General features: G+C 70.4%; 23 protein-coding genes. 12 read left to right on the top strand and 11 right to left on the bottom strand.

The window, feature by feature from the left end; all coding sequences use genetic code 11:
- The first annotated feature begins 431 nt into the window (after positions 1–431).
- Positions 432–1,685: a beta-ketoacyl-[acyl-carrier-protein] synthase family protein gene (locus tag ACZ32T_RS00770; protein WP_467364689.1), complete on the top strand. Its 1,254-nt coding sequence runs from the start codon at positions 432–434 to the stop codon at positions 1,683–1,685.
- Between the two features lie 10 nt (positions 1,686–1,695).
- Here ACZ32T_RS00770 and ACZ32T_RS00765 read toward each other — a convergent pair whose 3' ends face one another.
- Complete coding sequence (locus tag ACZ32T_RS00765) at positions 1,696–3,420, bottom strand: alpha/beta fold hydrolase (RefSeq protein ID WP_467364687.1); 1,725 nt, start codon at positions 3,418–3,420, stop codon at positions 1,696–1,698.
- Between the two features lie 289 nt (positions 3,421–3,709).
- Here ACZ32T_RS00765 and ACZ32T_RS00760 point away from each other — a divergent pair, with 289 nt between their 5' ends.
- Positions 3,710–4,693, top strand: a complete 984-nt coding sequence (locus tag ACZ32T_RS00760; RefSeq protein WP_467267393.1) for an esterase/lipase family protein — start codon at positions 3,710–3,712, stop codon at positions 4,691–4,693.
- 77 nt (positions 4,694–4,770) lie between these two features.
- Here ACZ32T_RS00760 and pgl read toward each other — a convergent pair whose 3' ends face one another.
- Genes pgl through tkt form a run of 5 tightly spaced genes read right to left on the bottom strand, consistent with a single transcriptional unit; the run spans position 4,771 to position 11,356 of the window.
- Entirely contained in the window at positions 4,771–5,553 is a 783-nt protein-coding gene (gene pgl / locus ACZ32T_RS00755) for a 6-phosphogluconolactonase (RefSeq protein ID WP_467364685.1), read from the bottom strand.
- A complete protein-coding gene (gene opcA, locus ACZ32T_RS00750) occupies positions 5,550–6,581 on the bottom strand; it encodes a glucose-6-phosphate dehydrogenase assembly protein OpcA (RefSeq protein ID WP_467267397.1) in 1,032 nt (343 codons plus the stop codon). Before opcA ends, pgl begins: the two co-directional genes overlap by 4 nt.
- The gene (gene zwf, locus ACZ32T_RS00745; RefSeq protein WP_467267398.1) at positions 6,578–8,110 is read right to left on the bottom strand and encodes a glucose-6-phosphate dehydrogenase; all 1,533 of its coding nucleotides are present in this window, start codon (positions 8,108–8,110) and stop codon (positions 6,578–6,580) included. The genes opcA and zwf overlap by 4 nt, the downstream gene beginning before the upstream one ends.
- Positions 8,111–8,115: 5 nt before the next feature.
- On the bottom strand, positions 8,116–9,234 hold the full coding sequence (gene tal, locus ACZ32T_RS00740; RefSeq protein ID WP_467267400.1) for a transaldolase: 1,119 nt from the start codon (positions 9,232–9,234) through the stop codon (positions 8,116–8,118).
- Between the two features lie 34 nt (positions 9,235–9,268).
- Positions 9,269–11,356 (bottom strand): transketolase, encoded by a 2,088-nt coding sequence (tkt, locus tag ACZ32T_RS00735; protein WP_356712097.1) that lies wholly within the window; start codon positions 11,354–11,356, stop codon positions 9,269–9,271.
- Positions 11,357–11,642: 286 nt separating this feature from the next.
- Here tkt and ACZ32T_RS00730 point away from each other — a divergent pair, with 286 nt between their 5' ends.
- Both ACZ32T_RS00730 and ACZ32T_RS00725 read left to right on the top strand, forming a co-directional pair.
- Complete coding sequence (locus tag ACZ32T_RS00730) at positions 11,643–12,596, top strand: heme o synthase (RefSeq protein ID WP_187355863.1); 954 nt, start codon at positions 11,643–11,645, stop codon at positions 12,594–12,596.
- Positions 12,597–12,691: 95 nt separating this feature from the next.
- A complete protein-coding gene (locus ACZ32T_RS00725; RefSeq protein WP_467267403.1) occupies positions 12,692–13,060 on the top strand; it encodes a hypothetical protein in 369 nt (122 codons plus the stop codon).
- On the opposite strand, the gene ACZ32T_RS00720 is transcribed toward ACZ32T_RS00725, so the two are convergent.
- The 4 genes from ACZ32T_RS00720 to ACZ32T_RS00705 form a co-directional block, all read right to left on the bottom strand.
- Complete coding sequence (locus ACZ32T_RS00720; protein WP_467267405.1) at positions 13,057–13,527, bottom strand: hypothetical protein; 471 nt, start codon at positions 13,525–13,527, stop codon at positions 13,057–13,059. The genes ACZ32T_RS00725 and ACZ32T_RS00720 overlap by 4 nt on opposite strands.
- 161 nt (positions 13,528–13,688) lie before the next feature.
- Positions 13,689–14,672, bottom strand: coding sequence for a COX15/CtaA family protein (locus ACZ32T_RS00715; RefSeq protein WP_467267407.1), 984 nt, complete (start codon positions 14,670–14,672; stop codon positions 13,689–13,691).
- Between the two features lie 78 nt (positions 14,673–14,750).
- Complete coding sequence (locus ACZ32T_RS00710) at positions 14,751–15,518, bottom strand: ABC transporter permease (RefSeq protein ID WP_467267409.1); 768 nt, start codon at positions 15,516–15,518, stop codon at positions 14,751–14,753.
- Complete coding sequence (locus tag ACZ32T_RS00705; RefSeq protein WP_467364683.1) at positions 15,515–16,441, bottom strand: ABC transporter ATP-binding protein; 927 nt, start codon at positions 16,439–16,441, stop codon at positions 15,515–15,517. The genes ACZ32T_RS00710 and ACZ32T_RS00705 overlap by 4 nt, the downstream gene beginning before the upstream one ends.
- 234 nt (positions 16,442–16,675) lie before the next feature.
- On the opposite strand from ACZ32T_RS00705, the gene ACZ32T_RS00700 reads away from it, so the two are divergent.
- From ACZ32T_RS00700 to ACZ32T_RS00665, 8 genes are read left to right on the top strand one after another with little or no spacing between them, the layout of a single operon-like run.
- Complete coding sequence (locus ACZ32T_RS00700) at positions 16,676–17,425, top strand: helix-turn-helix transcriptional regulator (protein WP_467267413.1); 750 nt, start codon at positions 16,676–16,678, stop codon at positions 17,423–17,425.
- The gene (gene sufB, locus ACZ32T_RS00695) at positions 17,422–18,843 is read left to right on the top strand and encodes a Fe-S cluster assembly protein SufB (protein WP_033303094.1); all 1,422 of its coding nucleotides are present in this window, start codon (positions 17,422–17,424) and stop codon (positions 18,841–18,843) included. Before ACZ32T_RS00700 ends, sufB begins: the two co-directional genes overlap by 4 nt.
- A gap of 60 nt (positions 18,844–18,903) precedes the next feature.
- Complete coding sequence (gene sufD, locus ACZ32T_RS00690) at positions 18,904–20,085, top strand: Fe-S cluster assembly protein SufD (RefSeq protein ID WP_467267415.1); 1,182 nt, start codon at positions 18,904–18,906, stop codon at positions 20,083–20,085.
- 1 nt (position 20,086) lies between these two features.
- A complete protein-coding gene (locus tag ACZ32T_RS00685) occupies positions 20,087–20,404 on the top strand; it encodes a bifunctional 3-phenylpropionate/cinnamic acid dioxygenase ferredoxin subunit (protein WP_467267417.1) in 318 nt (105 codons plus the stop codon).
- Between the two features lie 7 nt (positions 20,405–20,411).
- Positions 20,412–21,176 carry a Fe-S cluster assembly ATPase SufC gene (gene sufC, locus ACZ32T_RS00680; RefSeq protein ID WP_362934645.1) on the top strand — a complete coding sequence of 255 codons (765 nt, stop codon included), beginning with the start codon at positions 20,412–20,414 and terminating at the stop codon, positions 21,174–21,176.
- Positions 21,173–22,441 carry a cysteine desulfurase gene (locus ACZ32T_RS00675; RefSeq protein WP_356712081.1) on the top strand — a complete coding sequence of 423 codons (1,269 nt, stop codon included), beginning with the start codon at positions 21,173–21,175 and terminating at the stop codon, positions 22,439–22,441. The genes sufC and ACZ32T_RS00675 overlap by 4 nt, the downstream gene beginning before the upstream one ends.
- Before the next feature lie 26 nt (positions 22,442–22,467).
- Positions 22,468–22,923 (top strand): Fe-S cluster assembly sulfur transfer protein SufU, encoded by a 456-nt coding sequence (sufU, locus tag ACZ32T_RS00670; protein WP_467364681.1) that lies wholly within the window; start codon positions 22,468–22,470, stop codon positions 22,921–22,923.
- Entirely contained in the window at positions 22,920–23,258 is a 339-nt protein-coding gene (locus ACZ32T_RS00665; RefSeq protein WP_030974666.1) for a metal-sulfur cluster assembly factor, read from the top strand. Before sufU ends, ACZ32T_RS00665 begins: the two co-directional genes overlap by 4 nt.
- A 68-nt stretch (positions 23,259–23,326) precedes the next feature.
- On the opposite strand, the gene ACZ32T_RS00660 is transcribed toward ACZ32T_RS00665, so the two are convergent.
- Positions 23,327–24,475: a DUF7847 domain-containing protein gene (locus ACZ32T_RS00660; protein ID WP_467364678.1), complete on the bottom strand. Its 1,149-nt coding sequence runs from the start codon at positions 24,473–24,475 to the stop codon at positions 23,327–23,329.
- Positions 24,476–24,511: the final 36 nt, after the last annotated feature.

Here is a 24,511-nt window from a genome sequence, read left to right as displayed (position 1 = left end):
GCCTTCCGGGGATGTCGACTGCGCCCCTTGCGCCCCCCTGATGGAGGAGAATCCGCTGAAAGGGGGAGGCGATAATTCGACAGAATAGCCGAGGTGGCCAGGAGGTGGCTGCGCTTAGATTGGGTCGCAGTGGCGGGGAGAGGAATCCGTAGCCCGCTAACTCGGCCGTGCCCGTGTGGCATTCCGTGCGCCCGTCCGGAGGCTACGGCATTTTCAAGCCATGCGCGGTGCAAAGGAATGGAGAGATGGTATGTGTGTGACGGTGGAAGCGAATGCATTTCACGGCGGGGGGTCCGGGCGGTCGGACGTCCACGACAACCCGGCCCAGGTGGCCGGCAGTCGCGACCTGATGCTCGCCGTGGTGAGGCTCACCGCGGCCGGGCTGAGCGCGTGCGCGTGGTCGGCCCGCGGCTCCGGCAAGGGGGCCGGCCGTGCCGCGTACGGTCGGTGAATCCGCGCGGCCCCGAGGCCGGGCGGGAAACGACGTGCTGGTGACGGGCATGGGAGCCACCACCCCGCTCGGCGCCGACGTCCCGGGCACCTGGGACGGACTGCTGGCGGGCCGCTCCGGCATCTCGCCGATCATCGCCCCCTGGGTCACGCGGCTGCCGGTGCACATCGCCGGCGGGATGCTCCAGGACCCGTACGCCGAGGTGGACCGGGTACAGCGCCGCCGGCTGGACCGGAGCCAGGCGGCGGCGCTGGTCGCGGCCAGGGAGGCGTGGTCCGACGCGGGGCCGCCGGAGGTCGAACCCGAACGGCTGGCCGTCGTGGTGGGCACCGGGATCGGGGGCGCGCTGACCATACTGGAGCAGCACGACCGCATGGGGGAGCGCGGACAGCGTGCCGTTTCCCCGTACACCGTTCCCCGGCTGATGCCCAACGGCGCTTCGGCGGTGGTCAGCCTGCTGCTCGGAGCACGGGCCGGCACCCACGCCCCGACCAGCGCCTGCGCCTCGGGCGCCGAGGCGATCGCGGTGGCCGCCCTGCTGATCCGAGCCGGCCGCGCCGATGTGGTGGTGGCCGGGGGCACGGACGCCTGCATCCATCCGCTCTCACTCGGCGCGTTCGCACAGATGCGCGCCCTGTCGTTGCGCAACGACGCACCGGACCGGGCGTCCAGGCCGTTCGACCGGCGGCGGGACGGCTTCGTCATGTCCGAGGGCGCGCGCATGGTCGTGCTGGAACGGGGCGACTTCGCACGCGCGCGGGGCGCCCGCGTCCACGCGGCGCTGGCCGGGGCGGGGGTCACGTCCGACGCCCACGACATCACGCTGCCCGACGCGGCCGGCCAGGCACGGGCGATCGGCGAGGCGCTGCGCGACGCGGGACTGACCGGCGGCGACATCGGCCACGTCAACGCACACGCGACAGGCACGCCCCAGGGCGATGTCGCCGAGTCCCGGGCCGTGAGGGCCGCCGTGGGCGATCACCCGGTGGTCACGGCCCCGAAGTCCTCCACGGGCCACCTGCTGGGCGCCTCGGGTGCGGTGGAGGCGATCCTCACGGTGCTCGCGCTCAAGGAATCGCTGGTGCCGCCGGTACGCAATCTGGAGGAGACCGGGGACGGCATCGGACTCGACCTGGTGACCAGCGCACCACGCGAGGCCGCCGCCACCGCGGCTCTGTCGACGTCCTTCGGCTTCGGCGGGCACAACGTGGTGCTGGCCTTCACCCGTGACTGAGCACCGGCCGCTAGCGGGCCGCTGCCCGCTCCCTCACCAGGACGAGGTGACGGGCGACGTCGTCGGGACGGGAGAGCTGGGGATAGTGGCCGGCCGCCGCGATCTCGGTGACCGGCAGGACGCTGGGCTCCTCCAGCGGGTCCTCCGCCCCGACGACGAGTTCCACCGGCACCGTGACGCGAGGCAGGGCGCTACGGAGGGCACCGCGCTGCCCGTACGCCGAACGCAGGGCGGCCACCACCCGGAGCGCCGCCCCCGCCCGGCGCAGGTCCGCCGCCGGCCCGTCGAGGTAACCGTCGTGCGGCAGTCCGAGCGAGCCGGCCAGCCGCTCGGCGGACATCCCGCGCAGCACAGGTACGGCGAGAGGTGAGCGCGTCAGCCACGAGGAGGCGGGCTGCAGGAAGGCCGGGGAGACCAGGACCAGCGCGCCCACGCGCTCGGGGTGCCGCAGCGCGTAACGCAGGGCCGGCCCGCAGGAGTAGGAGTGCGCGACCAGGACCGGCCGGCCCCGGACCGGTGCGAGGAAGGCGCTCAGCCAGGCGTCGTGCGACTGGCGGGCGGGTGCGGACCGCCCGAAACCCGGCAGGTCGGCCGCCAGGGTGGAGGCGTCGACCCGGTCGGCCACGGGGGCCCACGAGTCGGCGTCGACGGGGAGCCCGTGCAGGAAGACGTAGCCCGGCTCCTCCCGGTCGCCCGTCACCCAGGTCCGGTCCTTGCCGACCTGCTGGAAGCCGTACGGGCCGCGTGGCGCCCGGGACCGGCCGAAGCGGGCGGCGACCAGGTCGTCGGTCCACCCGCGCAGGGCATCGCGCACCGGCGGCATCTCCAGCCCGCACGACGCGGCGAACTTCCGTGCGGACGACGTGTCGTAGCGGTCGGTGGAGAGGAACGACAGCGTCTCGGGGTCCGCCCTGGTGAGTGCGCGGGGCAACCGCTTCAGCAGGCCGAGGGGGACGGACCGGCGCGGAGCCCGTACGCCCATGTGCTCGGCGAGCAGCGCGACGAGCTGCGGCAGTGGGGGCGTGGCGTCGTCCAGCAGCCAGTAGGTGTTGTCCGCGCTCTCCTGACGCTCGGGAAGGAAGGCCAGGAACTGGACGAAGTAGTCGAGCGTGACGACCGGCAGGAAGATGTCGGGCCCGCCGGGCAGTGCGGCGAGGCGGCCCCGCCAGAGCTCACCGGCCAGGTCGGCCAGGCCGACGTACTGCCCCGGGCCGATCACCGTGCTGGGATTGGCGACCGTCAGCGGGACGCCCAGTTCGCGAGCGCGTGCCCGCGTCGCGGCGTCACCCTCACGCTTGGACGCCTCGTAGGCGCCGTCCCGCGCGTAGTCGGGCGAGTCGGCGCCGGCCGCCGCCATGCGGTAGCCGCTGATGTGCACCACCCGGCGCAGGTGCGGGCGGGCGGCGGCCCACTCGACCACATGGACGGCGCCGTCCACGTTGACCGCCCTGGCCTCGGCCGGGTCCATGCCGAAGGCGAACCGCGCCGCCGTGTTGTAGACGTCCCGCACCTCGCCCAGGCCCTGCGCGGGCAGGCCGAGGCCGGGCCGGGTGATGTCGGCGTGGACGACGGTGAGCCGGCCGGTGTCCACCCGCTGGTCGGCGAGCCACCGGGTCAGCCGGTCACCGCCGCTGTGCACCGCCGCGGCGACCTCCTGGCCGCGGCGCAGGAGTTCCGCCACCAGGGAGCGGCCGATGAAGCCACCGGCACCGAAGACAACAGAGTTCGCGGGCATGCCATCTCCTTGCGGCCGGGCACGAGGTGACGTGTTTGCGTCGGGGACGGAGCGGACGCACCGGCCCGCACACGATCCCCACCGTACCCGTGATCTCACTCTCCGTGAACACGGCATGGCCCGGCGTCACCCGAAAGCGCACGGCACGTGTGGTGGCCGGCAGACACCCCATCAGCTCGCGTCCGTGAACGGACCTGAGAACCCAACCGGGAGGCACCCCATGAAGGTCCCGTATCTCCGCACCACCGAGCCCGGCCTCCCCGCCGGCCGAAGGCCCCGGAGAGGCCGCGTGTTCCGCAGGCCGGCCGTCCTGACGGCGCTCGGCCTCCTCTTCGCCGTCGTCCTCGCGTCCGCTCCGGACGGCCGCTCCCCGCTCACCGCCGGCTCCGCGGGCGGTCCTGACCCCGGGCACCCGCGCTGGAAGCGCGCGTTCCTCGCCTCCGTCGACCACCCCGACGCCCCGCCACCGCGTGCCAACGACTGGGACTGCGAACCGGCCGCCCGCCACCCCAGGCCGGTCGTCCTCGTCCACGGCACGTACGAGAACGCCTTCAGCAACTGGAGCGCGCTCTCGCCCCGGCTCAGTGCCGAGGGCTACTGCGTCTTCGCCGTCAACTTCGGTGCCCCACGCGGAGACGTCAACAAGGGCAGGGCCGCCATCCCCGACTCCGCCGTGGAGGTCGCCCGCTTCGTCGACCGGGTCCTCGACCGGACGGGAGCCCGCCAGGTCGACGTGGTGGGCCATTCCCAGGGCGGCGGGATCCTGCCGCGCTACTACCTGAAATTCGCGGGAGGCGCCGACCCGGGTGATCCCGCCCGCAACAAGGTGCACCACCTGATCGGCATCTCCCCGGCCAACCACGGCAGCACCGTGTCGGGGCTCGCCACCCTCGCCCAGCGGCTGCGCGTCCTCGCCCCGGTCGCCGAATTCGGCGGGCAGGCGCTGGCCGACCAGACGATCGGCTCAGCCGTCAACCGCAGGCTCGACGCGGGCGGCGACACCGTACGCGGCGTGCGGTACACCACGCTCGTCACCCGGTGGGACAGGATCGTCACCCCGTACGAGCGTCAGTACCTGCGATCCGGCCCCTCCGCCGGCGAGGTCACCAACCTCACCGTCCAGGACGTGTGCCCCCAGGACCGCACGGGACACATGGGCAGCCCCTACGACCCCGTGGTCCTGCGCCTGGTGAGCAACGCCCTCGACCCCGCGACGGCCCGGCGCCCCGACTGCGGCCCCACACCGGCCGCCCCCGGCCGGGGCCCCTCCTAGGCCCTGGGGAGAGAACCGACCGCGAAGGCCCGGCGCGCTCCTGAGAGCGGGCCGGGCCTTCGTGACGGGATGATCCGCTACGCCGAGGCGGGCGGACGGAGCGCGCGCGGCAGCTTCGAGGCCGCCGCGGCGTCCAGCAGCCACAGCGTGCGGCTGCGGCCGTACGCCCCCGCCGCCGGGGCCTGGATCTCCCCGGCCCCGGACAGCGCGATCCCGGCCGCCTCCGCCTTGTCCTCACCCGCCGCCAGAAGCCACACCTCACGCGCCGCCCGGATGGCGGGCAGCGTGAGCGAGACGCGGGTCGGCGGCGGCTTCGGAGCGCCGTGCACACCGACGACGGTGCGCTCGGTCTCCCGCACCGCGGGCAGCTCCGGGAAGAGCGACGCGACATGGGTGTCCGGGCCGACGCCCAGCATCAGCACGTCGAACGCCGGCACGGGCCCGTGGTCCTCCGGGCCCGCCGCGGCGGCGAGTTCCGCCGCGTACCCCGCGGCCGCGGCGTCGGCGTCGTCGCCGTACGGTCCGTCGGACGCGGGCATCGCGTGGACCCGGGAGGGGTCCAGCTCCACCTTGTCCAGCAGGGCCTCCCGGGCCTGCGTGACATTGCGCTCCGGATCGCCCCCGGGCAGGAACCGCTCGTCGCCCCACCACAGATCGAGCCGCGACCAGTCGACCGCGTCCCGGGCGGGCGAACCGGCGAGCGCGGCCAGCAGGCCGTTGCCGTTGCGCCCACCGGTGAGGACCACCGAGGCGGAACCGCGAGCGGCCTGGGCGTCCACGATCTTCGTGATCAGCCTGGCCGCCGCGGCCTGGGCCATCAGCTCCTTGTCGCGGTGCACGACGAGCTGCGGAGCACTCACTTCGACGCCGCCTTCTTGGCCGCCGCCTTCTTCGCGGCAGGGGCGGCGGCACCCGCGGGCTCCTGCCGCTTCTGCCCCGCACCGACGGACGACGGCTCCGTGGGCCCGCCGAGGCGCTCCACGCCGAACTTCACCGTGGCCTCGTAGATGTTGTCCGGGTCCAGACGGCGCAGCTCCTCCGCGAGCAGCTCGGCGGTCTCCCGCCGCTTCAGCGCGACCGCACGGTCCGGCTGCCCGGCCATGCAGAGCGTCGCCAGCGAACCGTCGGGACGGTCCAGGACGATCACGCCGTTCTTCGTCTCCAGCCGCACGGCCGTCAGACCGGGACCACCGGAGAGGGTGCGCTCCACCGGCACCCCGAGACGGTCCGCGAGCCACATGGCCAGCAGTTCGCAGCTCGGGTTGTCGGACTCGCCCTCGACCGTCGCCGAGATGACCTTCGCCGGCTGCTGGTCGAGCGCCGCCGCCAGCATCGAGCGCCACGGCGTGATGCGAGTCCAGGCCAGGTCGGTGTCGCCCGGCCGGTACGTCGCCGCGCGCACCGACAGCTCGTCGAGCGGGTGCTCGGCGGAGTACGTGTCGGTGATACGGCGCTGGGCGAGCGCGCCCAGCGGGTCCTTGGCCGGATCCGCAGGTGCGTCCTCGGGCCACCACGCCACCACCGGGGCGTCCGGCAGCAGCAGCGGCAGGACGACGGACTGGGCGTGGTTGGCCAGCTCGCCGTGCAGACGCAGGACGACGGTCTCGCCCGAGCCGGCGTCGGAGCCGACCCGGATCTCGGCGTCGAGCCGGGCGTCGCGGCGCGCACGTGGGGAACGGCTGGCCCTCTTGATCACCACGATGATCCGGGAGGGGTGCTCGCGCGAGGAGTCGTTCGCCGCCTTGAGAGCGTCGTACGCGTTCTCCTCGTCCGTGACGATGACGAGGGTGAGCACCATGCCGACGGCGGGGGAGCCGATGTCACGGCGGGCCGAGATGAGGGCCTGGTTGATCTTGCTGGACGTGGTTTCCGTGAGATCGATCTTCATGGCCGGCGCCAGCTCCGTCCGTCGCGTGCGAGCATGTCGTCGGCCTCGGCCGGACCCCAGGTGCCGGCCGCGTACTGGGCGGGCTTGCCGTGCTTGTCCCAGTACTCCTCGATCGGGTCGAGGATGTTCCAGGAGAGCTCGACCTCCTGGTGGCGCGGGAAGAGGTTGGCGTCGCCGAGCAGGACGTCGAGGATGAGCCGCTCGTACGCCTCCGGGCTGGACTCCGTGAAGGACTCGCCGTAGGCGAAGTCCATCGTGACGTCCCGCACCTCCATGGAGGTACCGGGCACCTTGGATCCGAACCGGACCGTGACCCCCTCGTCGGGCTGCACCCGGATGACCAGGGCGTTGCCGCCGAGCTCCTCCGTGGCACCGGACTCGAAGGGGAGGTACGGGGCGCGCTTGAAGACGACCGCGATCTCGGTGACCCGGCGGCCGAGGCGCTTGCCGGTACGGAGATAGAACGGGACGTCCGCCCAGCGGCGGTTGTTGATCGTCAGCTTGATCGCGGCGAAGGTATCGGTCTTCGACTTGGGGTCGATGCCGTCTTCCTCGAGGTAGCCGGGCACCTCCTGGCCGCCCTGCCACGCGTGCGTGTACTGCCCGCGCACCGTGTGCTTGCCGAGGTCCTCGGGCAGCTCCACCGCCGTGAGCACCTTCAGCTTCTCGGCGACCAGGGCCTTGGGGTGGAAGGAGCCGGGCTCCTCCATCGCCGTCAGCGCCAGCAGCTGGAGCAGGTGGTTCTGGATGACGTCACGGGCAGCGCCGATGCCGTCGTAGTAACCGGCCCGGCCGCCGATGCCGATGTCCTCGGCCATCGTGATCTGGACGTGGTCGACGTACGACCTGTTCCAGATCGGCTCCCACATCGTGTTGGCGAAGCGCAGCGCCAGGATGTTCTGGACCGTCTCCTTGCCGAGGTAGTGGTCGATACGGAAGACCTCGTTCGGCGGGAAGACGTCGTGCACCAGATGGTTGAGCTCCTGCGCGCTCTCCAGGTCGTGACCGAACGGCTTCTCGATGACGGCCCGCCGCCAGCTGCCTTCCTTCTGGTCGGCCAGCCCGTGCTTCTTGAGCTGCTCGACGACCTTGGGGAAGAACTTCGGCGGCACGGAGAGGTAGAAGGCGAAGTTGCCGCCCGTGCCCTGCGCCTTGTCGAGCTCCTCGATCGTCGCCCTGAGGGTCTCGAAGGCCTCGTCGTCGTCGAAGTTGCCCTGGACGAAGCGCATGCCCTGGCTGAGCTGCTGCCAGACCTCTTCGCGGAACGGGGTTCTGGAATGCTCCTTCACGGCGTCATGGACGACCTGGGCGAAGTCTTCGTCCTCCCAGTCGCGGCGCGCGAAGCCGATGAGCGAGAAGCCCGGTGGCAGCAGGCCGCGATTGGCCAGGTCGTAGACGGCGGGCATCAGCTTTTTACGGGACAAATCGCCCGTGACGCCAAAGATCACCAGGCCCGACGGCCCCGCGATACGCGGGAGCCGTCGGTCCTGGGCGTCACGGAGCGGGTTGGCTCCGGGAACACCAGACAAGGTGGTCAGCCCTCCGAAGGAGCGAGGCGCTTGAGCTCGGCCTCGGTCGACTTGAGCAGATCGTTCCAGGCGGCCTCGAACTTGTCGACGCCCTCGTCCTCGAGCAGCTGGACGACGTCGTCGTAGCTGACCCCGAGCTTCTTGACCGCGTCGAGGTCGGCGCGCGCCTGGTCGTAGCCACCGGCGACGGTGTTGCCGGTGATGTCACCGTGGTCGGCCACGGCCTCCAGCGTCGCCTCCGGCATGGTGTTGACCGTGTTCGGCGCGACGAGGTCGTCGACGTACAGGGTGTCTTTGAGGGACGGGTCCTTGACACCGGTGGAGGCCCACAGCGGACGCTGCTTGTTGGCGTGCGCCTTGTCGAGGGCGGCCCAGCGGTCACCCGCGAAGACCTGCTCGTACGCCTCGTAGGCCAGACGGGCGTTGGCGAGGGCGGACTTGCCCTTCGCGGCCTTCGCCTCGTCGCTGCCCACCGCGTCCAGCCGCTTGTCGATCTCGGTGTCCACGCGGGACACGAAGAAGGAGGCGACCGAGTGGATCTTGGAGAGGTCCAGGCCTGCGGCCTTCGCCTTCTCCAGGCCCGCCAGGTAGGCGTCCATGACCTCGCGGTAGCGCTCCAGCGAGAAGATCAGCGTCACGTTGACACTGATGCCCCGCCCGATGGTCTCCGTGATCGCCGGCAGGCCGGCCTTGGTCGCGGGGATCTTGATGAGCGTGTTCGGCCGGTCCACCAGCCACGCCAGTTGCTTGGCCTCGGCGACCGTGGCCAGCGTGTTGTGGGCCAGGCGCGGGTCGACCTCGATGGACACACGGCCGTCCTGGCCGTCCGTCGCGTCGAAGACCGGACGCAGGATGTCGGCGGCGTCGCGGACGTCCGCCGTCGTGATCATCCGGATGGCTTCCTCGACCGTCACCTTGCGGGCGGCGAGGTCGGTGAGCTGCTGGTCGTAACCGTCGCCCTGGGAGATCGCCTTCTGGAAGATCGACGGGTTGGTCGTGACACCCACGACGTGGCTCTGGTCGATCAGCTCGGCGAGGTTGCCGGACGTGATCCGCTTGCGCGACAGGTCGTCCAGCCAGATCGCCACGCCCTCGTCGGAGAGGCGCTTGAGTGCGTCTGTCATGAGAATTGCATCTCCTGTTAGTCGTATGTCCGCGTCAGCGCGCGGCGGCGGCGAGAGATTCCCGGGCGGCTTCCGCGACGTGCGCGGCGGTGAAGCCGAACTCGCGGAAGAGGACCTTCGCGTCCGCCGACGCACCGAAGTGCTCCAGCGAGACGATCCGGCCTGCGTCGCCCACGTACCGGTGCCAGGTGAGGCCGATGCCCGCCTCGACGGCGACCCGGGCCTTCACGGACGGCGGCAGCACGCTGTCCTTGTACGCCTGGTCCTGCTCCTCGAACCACTCGACACACGGCATCGAGACCACACGGGTCGGCACACCGGCCGCCTGGAGCTCGTCGCGGGCCTCGACGGCCAGCTGGACCTCGGAGCCGGTGGCGATCAGTACGGCCTGTGCCTCGCCGCCCTCGGCGTCGAAGAGCACGTAACCGCCCTTGGCGGTGTCCTCGTTCGCCGGGTAGGTGGGCACGCCCTGGCGGGTCAGCGCCAGACCGTGCGGGGCGCCCTTGCCGAAGACCTTGGTCCAGCGGCGCAGGATCTCGCGCCAGGCGATGGCCGTCTCGTTCGCGTCGGCCGGGCGGACGACGTTCAGGCCCGGGATCGCGCGCAGCGAGGCGATGTGCTCGACCGGCTGGTGGGTCGGGCCGTCCTCGCCGAGGCCGATCGAGTCGTGCGTCCACACGTACGTCACCGGGAGGTGCATCAGCGCGGAGAGGCGTACGGCGTTGCGCATGTAGTCGGAGAACACCAGGAAGGTGCCGCCGTAGATGCGGGTGTTGCCGTGCAGCGCGATGCCGTTCATGGCCGCGGCCATGGAGTGCTCGCGGATGCCGAAGTGGATCGTCCGGCCGTACGGGTCGGCCTCGGGCAGCGGGTTGCCGGCCGGGAGGAACGACGACGTCTTGTCGATCGTGGTGTTGTTCGAGCCGGCGAGGTCGGCGGAGCCGCCCCACAGCTCGGGGATGACACCGCCGAGCGCCTGGAGGACCTTGCCGGAGGCGGCACGCGTGGCGACCCCGTGGCCGGCCTCGAAGACCGGGAGGTGCTCCTCCCAGCCCGCGGGCAGTTCACCCGCGTCGATCCGGTCGAAGGCGGCGGCGCGCTCCGGGTTGGCGGTGCGCCAGGCGGCGAAGGACTTCTCCCACTCGGCCTTGGCCTCACGGCCGCGGTCCAGCGCCTCACGGGTGTGCGCGATGACCTCGTCGGAGACCTCGAAGGTCTTCTCAGGGTCGAAGCCGAGCACCCGCTTGGTGGCCGCGATCTCGTCGTCGCCGAGCGCCGAGCCGTGCGCGGCCTCGGTGTTCTGGGCGTTCGGGGCGGGCCAGGCGATGATCGAGCGGGCCGCGATGAACGACGGGCGCTCCGTCTCGGCCTTGGCCGCCTGCAGCGCGCGGTACAGACCCTCGGGGTCCAGGTCGCCGCTCGGCGACTGGTCCACGCGCTGGACGTGCCAGCCGTAGGACTCGTAGCGCTTCAGGGTGTCCTCGGAGACCGCGGTCTCCGTGTCGCCCTCGATCGAGATGTGGTTGTCGTCCCACAGCAGCACCAGGTTGCCGAGCTTCTGGTGGCCGGCCAGCGAGGACGCCTCGGCCGAGATGCCCTCCTGGAGGCAGCCGTCACCGGCGATGACCCAGATGGTGTGGTCGAACGGGGAGGTGCCGGGGGCCGCCTGCGGGTCGAAGAGACCGCGCTCGTAGCGGGAGGCCATCGCCATGCCCACGGCGTTGGCGACACCCTGGCCCAGCGGGCCGGTCGTCGTCTCGACACCGGTGGTGTGCCCGTACTCCGGGTGGCCCGGCGTCTTGGAGCCCCAGGTGCGGAAAGCCTTGAGGTCGTCCAGCTCCAGGCCGTACCCGGCGAGGTAGAGCTGGATGTACAGCGTCAGGCTGGAGTGGCCCGCGGACAGCACGAACCGGTCTCGTCCGGTCCAGTCCGCGTCCGCCGGGTCGTGGCGCATCACCTTCTGGAAGAGGGTGTACGCGGCAGGAGCGAGGCTCATCGCCGTACCCGGGTGGCCGTTTCCGACCTTCTGTACGGCGTCCGCTGCGAGGACGCGGACGGTGTCCACGGCCCGCTGGTCCAATTCGGTCCACTGGAGGTCTGTGGTGGTCGGCTTGGTGCTCACCCTGAGTCAGGGCTCCTCTCCACTGTTCGTAAACCGGTGACTGGTTACCGCACCGGGCATTGTCGAGCCTACCCCCGTCGGAAGGCCGTACTTCTGCCCTTTCCACAGTGCGGGCGACCTGCGGAGTTCGCCTCCCGTATGAGCGCCTGCGTTCACTTCTGCGCCACCCCAACACGACCCCACCCCCGCGAAGAGCGGCGTATGCCCAACGTCTACAGTGGTCTGGTTCGCGCAAGTCTTTACCGGGCCCTCATACCCGGAGCTTGCTGGGATTTCTCTGTCAGGGGTGTGCGTGACGGCCGTCGAGTCCCGACCCGCAGGGGTCGCCTTGACTCCGAGCCCAGGGGGCCATCGCCCGTTCGGGGCCCGCATCAAGGCATTCGTGGCTCTTACCAAGCCGCGCATCATCGAGCTGCTGCTGATCACCACCGTTCCGGTGATGTTCCTCGCCGCTCAGGGCGTGCCCGATCTTTGGCTCGTAGTTACCACCACCATCGGCGGATATCTCTCCGCGGGCGGTGCCAATGCGCTCAACATGTATATCGACCGTGACATCGACGCGCTGATGGACCGTACGTCCCAGCGCCCGCTGGTCACGGGCATGGTGAGCCCCCGTGAGTGCCTCGCCTTCGGAATCGCCCTCGCGGTGATTTCCACGGTCTGGTTCGGGCTGCTCGTCAACTGGCTGTCCGCGGCCCTCTCGCTGGGCGCACTTCTGTTCTACGTCGTCGTCTACACGATGCTGCTGAAGCGCCGTACCTCGCAGAACATCGTGTGGGGCGGAATCGCCGGCTGTATGCCCGTGCTCATCGGCTGGTCCGCCGTGACCAATTCGATGAGCTGGGCCGCGGTGATCCTTTTCGCCGTCATCTTCTTCTGGACGCCGCCGCACTACTGGCCGCTGTCGATGAAGGTGAAGGAGGACTACGCCCGGGTCGGCGTCCCGATGCTCCCGGTCGTCGCTTCCAACCGCGTGGTGGCCCGCCAGATCGTCGTCTACAGCTGGGTCATGGTCGGGGTCTCGCTCCTGCTCACCCCGCTGGGCTACACCGGCTGGTTCTACACGGCCGTCGCCCTGCTGACCGGCGGCTTCTGGCTCTGGGAGGCGCACGGCCTGCAGAACCGCGCGAAGTCCGGCGTGACGGGCGCCAAGCTCAAGGAGATGCGGCTGTTCCACTGGTCCATCACCTATGTCTCACTCCTCTTCGTCGCCGTCGCGGTGGACCCCTTCCTGAGGTGACCCGTACCGAAGACCCGCCGACGGGCGGGGGACGTGGCCGATGCCACGTCCCCCGCCCGTCGCCAGTTGATCTACCCGTCGGTAGCATCCTGACCATGGCAGAGACGGCAGAGCCTCAGAAGCAGCAGACGGACGACAGCAGGCACGCGGCCCGTGCGGAGCGCAGGGCCGCGAAGCTCGCGAAGCAGATCGGCGCCTTCGCCAAGGCGCACGGCGGCGCGGAGGGGCAGCTCGCCTATCTCGGGCAGACGGGCACCCGCATCGTGCTGGTCGGCGAGGACGGCGGCTGGGGCGACCTCGTCGCGCCCTCCTACGCCGTCGCCGAGAGCGCCACGCTGAAGGCGGGCATCACGGTCCACGAGGACTTCGACGGTGAGTTCGCGGCCAAGGTCCGCACGGGCCCGTACGAGTGGTCCCGCATGGCGGGCATCCAGGTCGGCGGCCCGTCCAACGACAAGGCCTAAGGCTTCTCGGGTCCGGCCGGCCGCGAGGCCGGCCCGAACTCCGCGCCCTCTCCCCGGGCCCAGGCCTCCCAGCCGTCCGCGTCGGTGGGAGTGGAGTAGTCGTCCGGGGAGTCGGTGTCCTTCGCGCGTACGAGGACGCCCGTGCATCCGGAACAGTGGCGGATCGCCGAGCCCGACCGGCCGCTGCCCGCCGGCGCGTACGCGCGCTCCGCGAACGCCGCGGCCTTCTCGCGGGCCCTGGCCCTCGCCCGTACCCGCCGGCGTGCCAGGAGCACCAGGACGGGGACGAGCAGGAGTTCGAGCGCGACCAGCTTCCAGGAGAAGCCGGCCACCAGCAGCAGCACCCCCGCCACCGGTATCAGCAGGGGTGCGCGGGTGGGTACCGCCGGGAGCTCGGAGCGGCGCAGGGGCTGGGCACGGTCCTTGAAGGCCCCTACGTCGTAGCTCTTCTCGTAGAAACAGGCCATGCGGTGTTCCCCGGAACACGAGCCCATCGGCCCACCTTCCCCCGGACGGACGCGCGGTCGACGACCGGGACCATGGTGGAGGGCGGGGCGGGCACCCGTCCAGAGGACGGACACACTCCGTCCGGAACTCCGGGCGGATCGTGCCGGCAGGACGCTCCTGCTCAGCGCGCGGCGGCGTGCTCCGGCAGCTCTCCGGCGGCCGTCGGCGCGGGGAGGCCGGCGTCGGCCGCCGGGCGCTCACGCAGCGACAGCAGCAGGCGCAGCACCGCGATCCACAGCAGGGCCGAGCCGAACATGTGGAGGCCGACCAGGAGCTCCGGCACGTCGTTGAAGTACTGGACGTATCCGATGCCGCCCTGCGCCACCAGCACGATCAGCAGGTCGCGGGCGCGTGCCCGGGTGTCCGCGGGGGCGTCCACGACGCGCAGGGCGAACCACATCACGAGGGCCAGAGCGCAGACGACCCAGGCGGCGATGGCGTGGATGTGCGCGGCCGCGCTCCAGTCCCACGGCATGCGCGGTACGTCGCTGCTGTCACCTGCGTGCTTGCCGGAGCCGGTCACCGTGGTGCCGAGCACGATCAGGACGACCGCGGTGGCGACGATGGCCCAGGACAGCTGCCGCACCGGGCGCGGGGCGCGCGGACGCCGTGCTCCGTCGCCCTCGCCGATCCTCACCCAGGTGATCACGGCCACCGTGAGCAGGCAGTTGGCGAGCAGGAAGTGCCCGGCCACCGACCACGGGTTGAGACCCGCCCAGACGGTGATCCCGCCGATCACGGCGTTCCCCATCACCAGCCAGAACTGGGACCACGCCAGGCGGGTGAGACCGCGCCGGCGGGGCTTCAGCGAGCGCGCCGCGATGATCGCCCAGCCGACCGCGGCCGACAGGACGTAGGTGAGCATCCGGTTGCCGAACTCGATGGCGCCGTGCAGGCCCTGCTCGGGCGTCGCGAAGAGGCTGTCGTCGGTGCACTTGGGCCAGGTGTCGCAGCCCAGGCCGGAACCGGTCAGCCGGACCGCGCCGCCGGTGATGATGATGAAGACGCTCATCACCACCGCGGAGAGTGCGGCGCGCTTGGCCGTCTTCACCGACGGTGTCCAGCGCTTGGCGATGTAGGAGATGGGGGTTTCCACGCGCACCATCGTAAGGAACGGCTTGTGCATGTTTTCACGAGGGGTGGGCATTCGGGATGGGCCGGACACGCGCGTGGCCCCGCCCGCTCACTCCCAGCGGAAGAAGCGTGCCGCCGCGCCCAGACCCAGGACCGCCCAGACGGCCAGGACCGCCGCGTCGCCCCACGGCATCGCCGTGCCGTGCTGGAGGACGTCCCTGAGCCCGTCGGAGAGTGCCGAGATCGGCAGCAGGCCCAGCACCGACTGTGCCGCGTCCGGGAACTTGTCCAGCGGCACGATGACCCCGCCGCCGACCAGCAGCAGCAGGAAGACCAGGTTGGCCGCGGCCAGCGTCGCCTCGGCCTTCAGCGTCCCCGCCATCAGCAGCCCGAGCCCGGAGAAGGCCACGGTGCCCAGGGCCAGGAGCAGCAGCACGGCGAACGGGCTGCCCTCGGGCGACCAGCCCAGAGCGAAGGCGATGACCGTCAGCAGGACGATCTGCAGCACCTCCGTGACCAGCACCGAGATGGTCTTCGCCGCCATCAGCCCCCAGCGGGGCAGGGGCGAGGCGCCCAGCCGCTTGAGCACCCCGTAGCGGCGTTCGAATCCGGTGGCGATGGCCTGGCCGGTGAAGGCCGTGGACATCACCGCGAGCGCCAGGACGCCGGGCGCCAGGAAGTCGACCGGCTCGCCCGTGCCCGTGTCGACGATGTCGACCGCGCTGAACAGCACGAGCAGCAGCGTCGGGATGACCACGGTCAGCAACAGCTGCTCACCGTTGCGCAGGAGCATCCGCGTCTCCAGAGCGGCCTGCGCGGCGATCATGCGCGGCAGCGGGGCGGCGCCGGGGCGCGGGGTGTACGTACCGGCGCTCATGCGCGCAGCTCCTTGCCGGTCAGTTCCAGGAAGACGTCCTCGAGGGTGTGCCGCTCCACCGCGATGCCGTCCGGCATCACACCGTGCTGGGCGCACCAGGAGGTGACGGTCGCCAGCAGCTCCGGGTCGATCTGCCCGGTGATGCGGTAGGCGCCCGTGGTGAGCTCCGCCGCCTCGCTGCCGTCGGGCAGCGCCTTGAGCAGCGAGCCGAGGTCCAGGCCGGGGCGGCCGGTGAAGCGCAGGGTGTTCTCGGCGCCGCCGCGGCACAGCTGCTCCGGGCTGCCCTGGGCGATGACCCGGCCCGCGTCGATGACGGCGACGTCGTCGGCGAGCTCCTCGGCCTCGTCCATGAAGTGGGTGGTGAGGACGACCGACACCCCGTCGGTGCGCAGCTCCCGGATCAGGTCCCAGGTGGAGCGGCGGGCCTGCGGGTCGAGGCCCGCCGTCGGCTCGTCCAGGAAGACCAGCTCGGGGCGGCCGACGACGGCCATGGCCAGCGCGAGGCGCTGCTGCTGGCCGCCGGAGAGCCGGCGGTAGGTGGTCCGGCCGCAGCTGCCGAGCCCGAGGCGTTCGATCAGCGCGTCGACATCCAGGGGGTGGGCGTGCAGCTTCGCCATGTGGCGCAGCATCTCGTCGGCGCGGGCGCCCGAATAGACGCCGCCGGACTGCAGCATCACGCCGATGCGGGGCCGGAGCGCCGCGGCGTCCGCGACCGGGTCGAGTCCGAGGACCCGTACGGTCCCCTCATCCGGACGGCGGTAGCCCTCGCAGGTCTCGATCGTGGTGGTCTTGCCGGCGCCGTTGGGGCCGAGGACGGCGGTCACGGCGCCCGCCGCGACCTCCAGATCGAGGCCGTCGACCGCTGCTCTGGTGCCGTACCGCTTGACGAGGCCCCTGGCCTGTACGACGGGCTCACTGCTCATGGCGGGCAAGTCTAGGCTGGCAGGTGAGGGGTCCGGCGCGCCGGGTTCCCGCAGGTCCCGGGAGCCTTTCCGGCTCTCCGGCCACCGGCGGGGCAGGAGGGCGCCCACCTGCGACGGCCTGCTGTGATCGTCTGTTTCCGCAGGTCAACTTAGGTCTGCCTAAGTGATGAAGGGCACCGCGCCCGGCCGGGAGGTGGGTTGTCACGCCCGGAGGAATTACGCAACAATGGCGTTGTGAAATACGTTGGCGAGGCTCCTCAGGAGGAACTCGCGACCGGTGAGCGCTCGACGCGCAACCGGGTCGCGCGCTCCATCCTGGACCACGGCCCCTCCACCGTCGCCGATCTGGCGAAGCGCGTCGGCCTGACCCAGGCCGCCGTCCGTCGCCACCTGGACGCACTCGTCTCCGACGATGTGGTCGAGGCCCGCGAGCAGCGGGTCTACGGAGCGCGGACCCGCGGCCGTCCGGCCAAGGTCTTCGCCCTCACCGACTGCGGCCGGGACGCGTTCGACCAGTCCTACGACAAGCTCGCCGCCGACGCACTGCACTGGATCGCCGAGACGGCGGGGGACGAGGCGCTCGTCGCCTTCGCCCGCGCCAGGATGGCCTCCCAGGCGGAGAAGTACCGGGCCGTGATCGAGGCCGCGGACCCCGAGGCCCGCACCGAGGCCTTGGCCAAGGCCTTGTCGGCCGACGGGTACGCTGCTACGGCGCGCAGCGCGCCGGGCCGTCAGCAGGGCGAGCAACTGTGCCAGCACCACTGCCCGGTCGCGCACGTAGCCGAGCAGTTCCCGCAGCTGTGCGAGGCGGAGACGGAATTCTTCTCCAGCCTGCTCGGGACCCATGTGCAGCGTCTCGCCACCCTCGCCCACGGCGACGGTGTGTGCACGACGTTCGTTCCGCGCAGCAGCCCCACGGCACCACAGGCTTCACAGACCACCCATTCAGCATCTGCAAGTACGGCCGGGAGGAACCCCGCATGACGCTCCCTACGGAGACTGCCCACCCTGAGCTCGAGGGCCTGGGTACGTACGAATTCGGCTGGGCCGACTCCGACGCGGCAGGCGCGGCGGCGAAGCGCGGCCTGTCCGAAGCTGTCGTCCGCGACATCTCGGAGAAGAAGAACGAACCGGAGTGGATGCTGAAGCTCCGGCTCAAGGGCCTGAAGCTGTTCGGCAAGAAGCCCATGCCGAACTGGGGCTCCGACCTGTCGGGCATCGACTTCGACAACATCAAGTACTTCGTGCGGTCCACGGAGAAGCAGGCGGAGTCCTGGGAGGACCTGCCCGAGGACATCAAGAACACGTACGACAAGCTCGGCATCCCCGAGGCGGAGAAGCAGCGCCTGGTCGCCGGTGTCGCCGCGCAGTACGAGTCCGAGGTCGTCTACCACCAGATCAACGAGGAGCTGGAGGCGCAGGGTGTCATCTTCATGGACACCGACACCGCGCTCAAGGAGCACCCGGAGCTCTTCAAGGAGTACTTCGGCACCGTCATCCCCGTCGGTGACAACAAGTTCGCCTCGCTGAACTCCGCCGTGTGGTCCGGTGGCTCCTTCATCTACGTGCCGAAGGGCGTGCACGTCGAGATCCCGCTCCAGGCCTACTTCCGTATCAACACGGAGAACATGGGCCAGTTCGAGCGGACGCTGATCATCGTCGACGAGGACGCCTACGTCCACTACGTCGAGGGCTGCACCGCGCCGATCTACTCCTCGGACTCGCTGCACTCCGCGGTCGTCGAGATCATCGTGAAGAAGGGCGGCCGCTGCCGCTACACGACCATCCAGAACTGGTCGAACAACGTCTACAACCTGGTCACCAAGCGCGCCGTGGCGTACGAGGGCGCGACCATGGAGTGGGTCGACGGCAACATCGGCTCCAAGGTCACCATGAAGTACCCGGCCGTCTACCTGATGGGCGAGCACGCCAAGGGTGAGACCCTGTCCATCGCATTCGCGGGCGAGGGCCAGCACCAGGACGCCGGCGCCAAGATGGTCCACATGGCTCCGAACACCTCCTCGAACATCGTCTCCAAGTCGGTGGCGCGAGGTGGTGGCCGCACCTCCTACCGCGGTCTCATCGAGATCGGCGAGGGTGCGCCGGGCGCCAAGTCCAACGTGCTGTGCGACGCGCTGCTCGTGGACACCATCTCCCGCTCCGACACCTACCCGTACGTCGACGTCCGCGAGGACGACGTGTCGATGGGTCACGAGGCGACCGTCTCCAAGGTCTCCGAGGACCAGCTCTTCTACCTGATGAGCCGCGGCATGACCGAGTTCGAGGCCATGGCGATGATCGTGCGCGGCTTCGTCGAGCCGATCGCCAAGGAGCTCCCCATGGAGTACGCCCTGGAGCTCAACCGGCTGATCGAGCTGCAGATGGAGGGTTCGGTCGGCTAGTACGCCCGCCGACCGCGTCCCGAAGAGATCTTGACTGAGAAAGCGAGCACTACGACAGCCATGGCTGAGGCTCAGATTTCCCCGGTGGGCTCCACCACCGCCGGTTCCATCGCGGTGGCGGCCGAGTCCACCGTCGCCACGCGCATGAGCGCGCCCCCGTCCTTCGACGTCGCGGACTTCCCGGTCCCGCACGGCCGTGAGGAGGAGTGGCGGTTCACCCCGCTGGAGCGGCTGCGCGGTCTGCACGACGGCACCGCGGTCGCCACCGGCGACGGGGTCAAGGTCGTCGTCGAGGCGCCCTCCGGCGTCACGGTCGAGACCGTCGGCCGCGACGACGCGCGGCTCGGCAAGGCCGGGACGCCGGTGGACCGGGTCGCCGCCCAGGCGTACTCGTCCTTCCAGCACGCCTCGGTCGTCACGGTCGACAAGGAGGCCGTGCTCAGCGAGCCGGTCCGGATCACCGTGCACGGCGAGGGCGGCGTGGCCTACGGCCACCAGGTCATCGAGCTGGGCGCCTTCGCCGAGGCCGTCGTCGTCATCGACCACACCGGTGACGCCGTGCTCGCGGCCAACGTCGAATACGTCCTGGGCGACGGTGCCAAGCTGACCGTCGTCTCCGTCCAGGACTGGGACGACAGCGCCGTCCACGTCGGCCAGCACAACGCGCTGGTCGGCCGCGACGCCTCCTTCAAGTCGATCATCGTGACGTTCGGCGGGGACCTCGTCCGTCTCCACCCGCGCGTGGCGTACGCGGCCCCGGGCGGCGAGGCCGAGCTCTTCGGTCTGTACTTCACCGACAAGGGCCAGCACCAGGAGCACCGACTCCTGGTCGACCACAACACGCCGCACTGCAAGTCCAACGCGGTGTACAAGGGCGCGCTCCAGGGCGACGACGCCCACGCCGTCTGGATCGGTGACGTGCTCATCCAGGCCGCGGCCGAGGGCACCGACACCTACGAGATGAACCGCAACCTGGTTCTCACCGACGGTGCCCGGGTCGACTCCGTACCGAACCTGGAGATCGAGACCGGCGAGATCGTCGGAGCCGGTCACGCCTCGGCGACCGGCCGCTTCGACGACGAGCAGCTGTTCTACCTGCAGTCCCGCGGTATCCCCGCCGAGGAGGCCCGCCGGCTCGTCGTGCGCGGCTTCTTCGCCGAGCTGGTCCAGCAGATCGGTCTGCCCGACGTCGAAGCCCGTCTCCTCGACAAGATCGAGACCGAGCTGAAGGCGTCGGTCTGAGATGGCCTTCGTCAAAGCCTGTGCGCTGAGCGAGCTGGAGGACGACACCCCGAAGAGGGTGGAGCTCGACGGCACGCCGGTCTCTCTCGTCCGCACCGAGGGCGAGGTGTTCGCGATCAACGACATCTGCTCGCACGCGAACGTCTCGCTGTCGGAGGGCGAGGTGGAGGACTGCTCGATCGAGTGCTGGCTGCACGGATCGAGCTTCGACCTCCGCACCGGCAAGCCGTCCGGTCTTCCCGCGACGCGCCCCGTCCCCGTATACCCCGTAAAGATCGAAGGGGACGATGTGCTCGTCTCCGTCACCCAGGAGTCCTGAGTCACCCATGGCAACGCTTGAAATCCGCGACCTGCACGTCTCCGTCGAGGCCGACAACGCCACGAAGGAGATCCTCAAGGGCGTCGACCTGACCGTGAAGCAGGGCGAGACCCACGCCATCATGGGCCCGAACGGGTCCGGCAAGTCCACCCTCGCGTACTCGCTCGCGGGTCACCCCAAGTACACGATCACGAGTGGCACGGTGACCCTGGACGGCGAGGACGTCCTGGAGATGTCCGTGGACGAGCGGGCCCGCGCCGGCCTGTTCCTCGCCATGCAGTACCCGGTCGAGATCCCCGGTGTCTCGGTCTCCAACTTCCTGCGCACCTCCGCCACCGCCGTCCGCGGTGAGGCCCCCAAGCTGCGGACGTGGGTGAAGGAGGTCAAGGAGACGATGGCCCAGCTCCAGATGGACCCGGCCTTCGCCGAGCGCAACGTCAACGAGGGCTTCTCCGGCGGTGAGAAGAAGCGCCACGAGATCCTTCAGCTGGAGCTCCTCAAGCCGAAGGTCGCGATCCTCGACGAGACCGACTCCGGTCTGGACGTCGACGCGCTGAAGACCGTCTCCGAGGGCGTCAACCGCGTGCGCGAGACCGGCGAGGTCGGCACCCTGCTGATCACGCACTACACGCGCATCCTCAAGTACATCAAGCCCGACTACGTGCATGTCTTCGCCAACGGCCGGATCGCCGCCTCCGGCGGTGCCGAGCTGGCCGACCAGCTGGAGAACGAGGGCTACGAGGCCTACACGAAGGGTGGCGCTTCCGCGTGACTGACGCCCGACAGGGGCTCTCCGGCCTCCTCGACACCGAGGCGATCCGCAAGGACTTCCCGATCCTGGACCGCACGGTCCACGACGGCAAGAAGATCGTGTACCTGGACAGCGCGGCGACCTCGCAGAAGCCGCGTCAGGTGCTCGACGCGCTCAACGAGTACTACGAGCGGCACAACGCCAACGTCCACCGCGGTGTGTACACGATCGCCGAGGAGGCCACCGCGCTGTACGAGGGCGCTCGCGACAAGGTCGCGGCCTTCATCAACGCACCCAGCCGCAACGAGGTGATCTTCACCAAGAACGCCTCGGAGTCGCTGAACCTCGTCGCCAACATGCTCGGCTGGGCGGACGAGCCCTACCGGGTGGACAGCGACACCGAGATCGTCACCACCGAGATGGAGCACCACTCCAACATCGTGCCGTGGCAGCTGCTCTCGCAGCGCACCGGCGCGAAGCTCAAGTGGTTCAACATCACGGACGACGGCCGGCTGGACCTGTCGAACATCGACGAGATCATCACGGAGAAGACGAAGATCGTCTCCTTCACCCTGGTCTCCAACATCATGGGCACGGTCAACCCGGTCGAGAAGATCATCCGGCGTGCCCAGCAGGTCGGCGCGCTGGTCTGCATCGACGCCTCGCAGGCGGCCCCGCACATGGTGCTCGACGTGCAGGCGCTGCAGGCCGACTTCGTGGCCTTCACCGGCCACAAGATGGTCGGCCCGACCGGCATCGGCGTGCTCTGGGGACGGCAGGAGCTCCTGGAGGACCTGCCGCCGTTCCTCGGCGGCGGCGAGATGATCGAGACGGTGTCGATGCACTCCTCGACATACGCCCCGGCGCCGCACAAGTTCGAGGCCGGTACGCCCCCGATCGCCCAGGCCGTCGGCCTCGGCGCGGCCGTGGACTACCTCTCCGCGATCGGCATGGAGAACATCCACCGCCATGAGCAGGCCATCACCCAGTACGCGGTGCGGCGGCTCCTGGAGGTTCCGGACCTCCGGATCATCGGTCCGGCGACCGCCGAGGACCGGGGCGCGACGATCTCCTTCACGCTCGGTGACATCCACCCGCACGATGTGGGCCAGGTGCTCGACGAGCAGGGCATCGCGGTCCGGGTCGGACACCACTGCGCACGACCGGTGTGCCTGAGGTACGGAATTCCTGCGACGACGCGAGCGTCGTTCTATCTGTACTCCACGCCCGCCGAGGTCGACGCCCTGGTGGACGGGCTCGAACACGTGCGGAACTTTTTCGGTTAGATGGCAGAGCGGCTGAGGGTTGACTGGTGAAGCTTGATTCCATGTACCAGGAAGTGATCCTGGACCACTACAAGCACCCCCACGGGCGTGGCCTGCGGGACGGCGACGCCGAGGTGCACCACGTCAACCCGACGTGTGGCGACGAGATCACGCTCCGCGTGAAGTACGACGGCGACACCATCGCCGACGTCAGCTACGAGGGCCAGGGCTGCTCGATCAGCCAGGCCAGCGCCTCCGTGCTCAACGACCTGCTGGTGGGCAAGCAGCTCGGCGAGGCGCAGAAGATCCAGGAGACCTTCCTGGAACTGATGCAGTCCAAGGGTCAGCTGGAGCCGGACGACGCGATGGAGGAGGTGCTGGAGGACGCGGTCGCGTTCGCCGGCGTCTCCAAGTATCCGGCCCGGGTCAAGTGCGCGCTGCTGAGCTGGATGGCGTGGAAGGACGCGACGGCGCAGGCGCTGTCCGAAGGGAAGACGGCATGAGCGACAACGAGACTCTTACGACCAAGCCGGCCTCCGAGGAGGAGGTCCGCGAGGCCCTGTACGACGTGGTCGACCCCGAGCTGGGGATCGACGTGGTCAACCTGGGCCTGATCTACGGCATCCACATCGACGACGCCAACATCGCCACCCTCGACATGACCTTGACGTCCGCGGCCTGCCCGCTGACCGACGTCATCGAGGACCAGGCGAAGTCCGCGACGGACGGCATCGTCAGCGAGCTCCGGATCAACTGGGTCTGGATGCCGCCGTGGGGTCCCGACAAGATCACCGACGACGGTCGCGAGCAGCTTCGCGCGCTCGGTTTCAACGTCTGAGCCATGACGTCAAAAAGGCCCCCGGCTGTGCCGGGGGCCTTTCTGTGTCTGTGGTCAGCCCGGCCGGGTCACCACTGCGGGGCGCCGCCCGCGTACGACGGAGGCACCGGGCCCTGCGCGGGGACGCCGGCGGCCTCGGCCAGGACCGGGCCCAGATTCTCCGTCCGCATCCGCCGGTCGACGTAGAGGAGGCCGGTCACCAGCTGGGGGAACGTGGTCGAGATGATCTGGCTCACGAGCTGCCCCAGCAGGGTCGCGACCAGATAGCCGCTCACCGTGACCATCACCGCCGTGGGGCTCGGGTCGTCCTCCAGCGACCCCGTCCCGATCATGCCGGGGAAGAGACCGAGGAACGAGAAAGGCATCTGGATGACATAGCCGGCCGTGCCCGCTATCACGCCGGCGAGCAGGCTGATGCCGAAGATCCGCCACCAGTCGCCGCGCACCAGCTGGGACGAGCGGCGCAGCGCGGCGACGGGCCCCCGGCCCTCGAAGACCACGGCCGCCGGTGCCAGGCTCACCTTTATCCAGATCCAGACCGCCAGAGGCCCGGTGATCAGGACGCCGACGACGCCCAGTGTGATGGCGATGGCGGCGCCACCGCCGCTGTCCATCGTGACGAGGCTGACGATCGCCCCGATGAAGACCGCCATGACCAGGAGCACGGGCACCATCGCGACCAGGGCGGTGAGGATCAGGGCACCGATCACGGGGGCGAGATGGGCCCAGGCCCTCTGCCACACCGTGGAGAAGGCCAGGGGCCTGCCCAGGACCGCGTCCTGCAGCACGGCCGGGACCGCCGCGTACATCAGACCGGAGACGACCGCCATGGTGACGATGCCCAGCAAGGCGAGGAGGCAGCCCGCGGTCACGAGCGGGACGATGTCCGAGGACGACGCTCCCTCGTCGTAGTCGAGGGAGACCACCCGCTCCAGGTGGTCGGAGACGGCGGAGTAGGCGATGGCGACCGCCGCCGCCATCAGGAGCGCGGCCCCGCCGTACAGGGCGGCGGCCGTGCCGAAGAGCTGCTTCCAGTACCTGCCCATCGTCGAGAACGCCCCGCCCAGCACATCCCCCAGCTTCAGCGGGGCGAGCGGTATCACCCCCGGCTTCGGCGGTGGCGACCAGCCGCCCCATCCGGGCGGTCCCCCGTAGGGACTTCCGCCGTACGCCGCGCCCCCGTAGGCGCCCCCGCCCCACCCTGCGTCCTGCGCCACCACTGCTCCGTCGCTCGTATCGTCCGGTTGTCATCC

The organism is Streptomyces sp. NPDC023573 (assembly GCF_055559735.1).
The sequence above is the reverse complement of the archived record's forward strand: the minus strand, read 5'-3'. Positions and strand labels throughout refer to the sequence as shown.